At 57.4% G+C, this 5,814-nt stretch carries 6 protein-coding genes and 1 pseudogene; 3 read left to right on the top strand and 4 right to left on the bottom strand.

Annotation, left to right across the window (positions count from 1 at the left end; all coding sequences use genetic code 11):
* Both EN742_RS39495 and sctL read right to left on the bottom strand, forming a co-directional pair.
* A pseudogene (locus EN742_RS39495) lies at positions 1–242 on the bottom strand (EscN/YscN/HrcN family type III secretion system ATPase); the annotation flags it as partial.
* Positions 239–862 carry a type III secretion system stator protein SctL gene (sctL, locus tag EN742_RS21520; protein WP_091595841.1) on the bottom strand — a complete coding sequence of 208 codons (624 nt, stop codon included), beginning with the start codon at positions 860–862 and terminating at the stop codon, positions 239–241. The pseudogene EN742_RS39495 and the gene sctL, both read right to left, overlap by 4 nt.
* A 170-nt stretch (positions 863–1,032) precedes the next feature.
* Between sctL and EN742_RS40055 the strand changes: the two genes are divergently transcribed.
* The gene (locus tag EN742_RS40055; RefSeq protein WP_029354860.1) at positions 1,033–1,254 is read left to right on the top strand and encodes a hypothetical protein; all 222 of its coding nucleotides are present in this window, start codon (positions 1,033–1,035) and stop codon (positions 1,252–1,254) included.
* Between the two features lie 244 nt (positions 1,255–1,498).
* Here EN742_RS40055 and sctJ read toward each other — a convergent pair whose 3' ends face one another.
* Together sctJ and EN742_RS21505 are read right to left on the bottom strand one after the other, a co-directional pair.
* Complete coding sequence (gene sctJ, locus EN742_RS21510) at positions 1,499–2,362, bottom strand: type III secretion inner membrane ring lipoprotein SctJ (RefSeq protein WP_091595839.1); 864 nt, start codon at positions 2,360–2,362, stop codon at positions 1,499–1,501.
* A gap of 9 nt (positions 2,363–2,371) precedes the next feature.
* The gene (locus EN742_RS21505; RefSeq protein ID WP_029354864.1) at positions 2,372–2,881 is read right to left on the bottom strand and encodes a nodulation protein NolB; all 510 of its coding nucleotides are present in this window, start codon (positions 2,879–2,881) and stop codon (positions 2,372–2,374) included.
* A 186-nt stretch (positions 2,882–3,067) separates the two neighbouring features.
* On the opposite strand from EN742_RS21505, the gene EN742_RS21500 reads away from it, so the two are divergent.
* Both EN742_RS21500 and EN742_RS21495 read left to right on the top strand, forming a co-directional pair.
* Positions 3,068–3,766, top strand: a complete 699-nt coding sequence (locus EN742_RS21500) for a secretin N-terminal domain-containing protein (RefSeq protein ID WP_091595837.1) — start codon at positions 3,068–3,070, stop codon at positions 3,764–3,766.
* A 427-nt stretch (positions 3,767–4,193) separates the two neighbouring features.
* On the top strand, positions 4,194–5,814 hold a 1,621-nt coding region (locus tag EN742_RS21495), incomplete at its 3' end, for an HrpF/NolX family T3SS translocon protein (RefSeq protein ID WP_245492372.1).

Here is a 5,814-nt window from a genome sequence, read left to right as displayed (position 1 = left end):
CCCGACAGGCCGATCACCTCGGCCTCGAGCGACAGCCCGGTTCGCGGGTCCTCTAGGAGGCAAAGTTCCCCAATACGAGTATCTGGCAAGACGGCATGAACCAGTGTGCCGATAGCCCGCGTGATCCGACCGCGCACCGCACGCGTGTCAATTCGCTTGGCCGCAGCCCTCAAAGACGAGATTGCTGGAACGAGAGCTCGAGTGTCGGCGTCAGCGTTATGTTCTGGGACGGGCTTTCTCATAGCTCGCCTTTTTCACATAGCGTCCCGAAACCAAGGCGCAGCGCGCGCATCTGGGCGTCAAGTCCCAGGTCGACATTGCCGTACTCGCTCCACAGCACGCACCGTTGCGGCGACAACGTCGGGTCGGGCTCGATCCGCACCCTTGGTCGACCATCCTGGCCGTCGCATCGAGCAAACTCTCGTGCAAGCATGTCGACTTGCATGGGAGAAACATGAAGGCAAACTTCGGCGCCGCTGTATTGACACTCTATGGCGTGACGAACAGCCCTCACCAGTAGCTCGCCCGGATCGAAAGCGCCGATAAGATCGCTCAATATTTCCATCACGAGCTGCGGCAATTCCTGCTCCAGAGCCGCCTTTCGTCGCGCGATTTCGGAGATTGTCTCCGCAATCAGCCCTGCCATCTCCTCGGTGCCTGCATTCGAGCCCTCCATGTGGCCGCGCACCCACGCCCGCTGGTAAACGGCGCGTGCCCAGTTTCGAACGCGCTGCCGATGCCGTTCTGCCGCGGCAAGCGCTTGCGCGGCGCTGTGCCAGGTTTCGAGCTCGCTCGCGGGTATCAGTGGTCCGATTGGACGCATCTGCGGCGCTATTGGCCCCTCGGAAAGTTCGGCTGTCATTTCACCGGGGTCTCTGTCTCAAAATGAGCTAGTACAAGTGAAAGCAATTGGCCGGCGGCGGTCCAATGCTCAGGTGCTGGAGTCTCCGCGGCAGTCCCCTCGGGCAACCGAAGAAGCACGCGGTTACGCTCGGTCGCTGAACTGTCCTGGAGCCAAGCCCCAAGACATGCATGTCCATCGTATTCGATTTGCTGAGCGAGTTTTTCTGGGTCCGCGATCAGTCTGTTCTCAACGGCATGCAGCAGGTGTCGGATTCCGAATGCGTGTGCATCCACGCCGATGCGTTTAACAAGGATGGCAAGCTCAGGCTGAGAGACAAACGCGACCAGCGAACGGGCATGCCAGATACTACCAGCAAGAAGGGCAGCTCGATATGGATCGTGCCCGCGTAGAAGGTCCGGCCTGCAGCCGATGTGGTTCAGATCCACGTCATAGTTGCCCAGCAATTCTGCCAGCCTTGGATGCAGTCTGGAACACTTCTGCAACTTCACTAACGTTTCTGCCGATAACGCTGGATCAAGACGCGCCGCTAGACGGGTCGGATGGGCCGAAGCCGCAAGCTCGCTCGCGCCCGGAAAACGCAATTGGTGCGGACCATCAGGTCGGGCGGTCTGTATAGGCATTGGCAATGAGATGTCACCCACGTCCAATTGCAGGCATTCTTTTGCGAATGGCCTCGACAGCAGAAGCATCCCGGCGCCCCTCGACCTTGGAAACGCCGGTTGATTGCTTGCGCCGACGCGTAGCAACGCTGACCAAGAGATAACAGGCCACTGCGAATACGGCTGCGGCAAAACCTGTCACGGTCGCCAGAATTGGCGCAGGAAGAGGTGTTGATGCTTGTGGCAAAACAGCAGTCGGATCGGGCCGTTGCTCGTGTGCGGACCGTTCTACCGGCACCAAAACCACTTCCACCTTATCGTAGGACAAGCCTTCGATGCTGTCGGCTACCAGCATCTTTATCTTTGGCAGCAGAGCCGCGACATTTGTTTTGGCGTCGTGCCTGATAAACACCGCGGCCGAGGATGGCGTGGCGCCGGCTCGCACAAGGTCGTTATGCGGCAGCACGACGTGAACACGTACAGAAAAAACGCCATCGATATCGCTGATCGTCCGCGACAACTCTTCGCTCAGGGCATACACGTAACGGGCACGCTCCTCGGTCGGCGAGGCAATCAGGCCTGATCCTTGGAATATCTCACCGAGGTTCTTGAAGGATTGGCGCGGCAACCCCTTGGCGTTCAGAAGGTTGATTGAGAAGGCGAGCAGCTTTTCGTCAACCTGGATCGTGCTGGTCCCATCCTTGGCGACCACCCGGATCGCGGCGACCCCGTTGTCTTCAAGAAGTGCGAGCATTTCATTTGCCTCACGCTCTTGCAATTGCGTGTAGAGGTCGGTTTTGCAAGCACTGAGGGCGACGAGAACTAGCAGCATGACAAGTCTAACCGACCGCCACCCTGACAGGCCACGCATGATTTCGCCCTCGGCCAAGCCAATCATGCGCGCGGTTCAGCCTTCCTTCAAAAGTTTATTCACGGATGATGTGACGCCGCTGACGCCTTTGGAGATAAGCGCCACCTGGGTGACGCCGTTGTAAACATCCCGAAGACCAGCCATCATCGTTTCGAAGTCTTGCCCTTGTTGAGGAATGCCCGAGATTCCGGTTCCCGCCTCACCTGCGACGGGAAGCTTCTGCGCCGGTCCCGGTAGAGCGCCCTTCGAAAGGGCTATGTCATGGTCGAGCGCGGGGAAGGAAACAGTGTTGTGTGGATATAGGGAGGAAATCGTCTGCAACACGCGATCGCCCATGCCGCTCGTCGGCGCAGCCGCGCGCTGAACATCCATCGCCGCAGCAACTGGCGCCGCACTCGCTGGCTCCGCGGCGGCATTGTTTTTCAGCGAGTCGGCTGCATGCCCTAAGGCGCGCTCAAACTGGGCCTGCTCGACAATCGACGGTGATCCGACCCTGGGGAGGCCAGCCGTTAGAGTGGCAGAGATCGACGTGACAGGCATCATCATGTAAGGACTCGGTTGCTCTCTCTGACCGGGCGGGCCCCGCCCATTCATCACCCGGTGTCGGCGCAACACTCCTAGGGGGGCAAGCTGACAACAAGCTGACTAACGGCGGCGTCATTTCGACATCTAAAATCTCTTCGGCAATTTAGTCACTTGTGATGATTTCAGCGTTTGGTTTATCAGTGCGACATGCCGAGAACGCTTATCCAACCCGTCACCCTGCATGTTTTGAGACTTCTCTGTGCCGGGTTTTTTCTGTCCACCGGGATTCACCCGGCGCACGCAGTCCCGCTGTCCCTTCCGGCGACACCCTATAGATACACGGTTCTGGATCAGGAACTCGCTGCAGCGTTGCAGGAATTCGGCAACAACCTGAATATCAGGGTCAACATCAGTCCTGCGGTGAAGGGGCGAATTCGCGGACGTATGCCTGATTTGCCACCGCGCGCGTTCCTCGACCGCTTGACGAACCTTTACGGTCTCCAATGGTACTATGACGGCCTTGTGCTCTATGTGTCTGCTGCACAAGAATCGCAAACTCGAATGCTTTTGATGACGTCGATTCGCTTCGATGCGTTCAAGGGGGCTCTCGACAAGCTTGATATCTCCGACGAGCGCTATGTGGTCAAACCCGTGCCAGGCAATGGCCTCGTCTTCGTTTCCGGTCCACCGCGCTTCGTCGCACTCGTGGAGCAGACCTTTAACGGCTTGGTGGCGGAGGCGCAGGCGCAGACTCACATAGCGGCCACGCCAAAGGAATCAGTGCTGATCTTGTTTCGCGGCTCCTCCACTACGGTCGTTCGCGACGGACGACCGGATGCTTCTTATTCTTCTGACATCCCACAACAGGATAGCGTTGGCGGGAAGCCTGAGCTGGGCAAGAAATGAACATTGAGGATTTGCCGCAGCTCTGAAGAACATGACTGCGGCTACCCCTTTGTGAACTCTTCGCAAACTCGTCAGTTTCTCGAAAGCTAATCCGCTCATGATGAGTCCCGGCAGCTCTCGCGGTGACTCCGGCCATTGTGTTGGACCGAACCTTGGAGCCGGCCCGGAACACAGCAATTGAAGGCAGGGCAGGCGCATTCGTGACCTGCCGACGCTTGGAATTGTCGAATTTTGTGAAACGCAAGGGATCTTCTGTCGGGGTCTCTTGTGGGGATTTCAACGTCACGTCTGAGGATGCACAATGTCGGCCAGCAATCTTTCAACTTTCTACCGCTCAAATTCGCTACAGTCCGCAAGGGGTTGGCCGGGCCTGAAAGTTTCCCATTTTGCGACCCAGCATCAGCAAAGTGCATCGTGCTTCGAAGCGATGCTGTCCACTTGTGTGCTGGCAAACAAGCCCGGCTCTTTCGCGCAAGGGGATCTGCCAACGTCGAATCTTGATTCGACAATGGATAAATTGCGGCAGGACCCTTTGGGCCATCTGGCACCGGATGTCGAATCGACATTGAAGGGCTTGGAGCAACACCCACTGGATCTGCTGCCGCCACATATGAGGGCGGCTCTCAAGGAGGACCAATCGCAACGCTCCAAGGCGACTGAAGCCCAACATCTGCTCCGCGTCACCCCGAAGATCGAGCCGGCTCCCAGGCCGAGCCCCGGAATCACGTGGAACGGTGGGTCGCTGACCACGGCTGAGTTGCAGATTGTTGCGGTACTCAACCGTCACAAGGACCAATGCCCGCTTAGTTGGAAGTCGTTGACCGAGAAAGCCAATGATCCCTCTACGCCACCGGATCTGAAAGCGGCGATCAAGGGACTGCAGCAGGATTCGGGACTTTTTTATGCGATTGGCTCGCAGGGCGACGGCCGCTGTGGAGGCAAGATCAACGCCAAGGACTTGGCCGGATTTTCAAACCACCACCCACAAGTTGCTGCATTTCAGGAAGCCCAAGCGCAAAGCTACGAGCAGAACTACATACCATCCGACGGCAGCGGAGGTTTGCAGCCTTCGGTCATGACCTTGAGCGATGCCTTGCGGGAGTTTTACCGGTACTCCGAAAATCTGTCCAAGGACCTGAGTCTGGATGAGTTCAAGAAAATGGTCGGCGGCGAATCGAAAAACGGCAAATTTCCGCCCCAGGTCATTGCGGCGGCGCAATATTTCCTCGATCACCCCGATGCTTGGAACCAGTTGTGCGGTGGCTCGAAAGGGAAGATGCACAAAGAGGATTTCCTGCAAGTCGCCTCATCGTCGATGAGCCTCACGCAAACTGAGCTGAATACGGTCGAGATGATCAAGGACCATCAGGACACGTTCTTTGGAAGCGGTGTTCTGACTCGCGACAAACTGGCGAAAATGAAAGACGACAAGAGCCTTGATCCGAAAGTGCGGGAAGCAGCCTCTCAGCTCCTTTCAGATCCTCTTTTGTTTGGCCTCCTGAACAATTCGATCACGGGCTATAAGACCCATCATAAATTCTTCGACTTTGGCGGCGGGCATACGGTTGATTCCGGCAATATCAGCAAAAAAGACTTTGCCCATTTTTGCACAAACATGTCGTCTGCGAACCGCAACGTTCAGCAGCCAATCACCCACGGCGCCCAAACCGCAGAAGAGCAGAATGCCGTCGCGGACATGAAGATGGGCCTGATGGACCAGCCTGACATTAAGTCAGCCAAAAAGAACGGCGGGGCCGTCATGCACGTCGTCGACTCCGTGCTCAAAATCGAGACGAAAGTGCTCGACTTGGCGGCAACGGCGGTGGGACTGCTCAGCTTCATTCCGGGCCTCGGACAAGTAGCCGATCTTGCCTCGATGGTTCTCGAGGCTGAGTCGCAAGCAGCCAATCTCCTGCGTACGGCCATTAACGGAGGCGATATGAAGCGAGCGCTGGAGGAAGCTGGCCTCAATATGGCCGCGCAGGCGATCGGCCTTATCGCAGGCCCCGAGGTCAAGCTGGCCATTCGAAATGGGCTCGTAAAGCACC

The sequence above is a fragment of the Mesorhizobium sp. M4A.F.Ca.ET.020.02.1.1 genome, from assembly GCF_004022645.1.
Classification (GTDB): Bacteria; Pseudomonadota; Alphaproteobacteria; order Rhizobiales; family Rhizobiaceae; genus Mesorhizobium.
The sequence above is the reverse complement of the archived record's forward strand: the minus strand, read 5'-3'. Positions and strand labels throughout refer to the sequence as shown.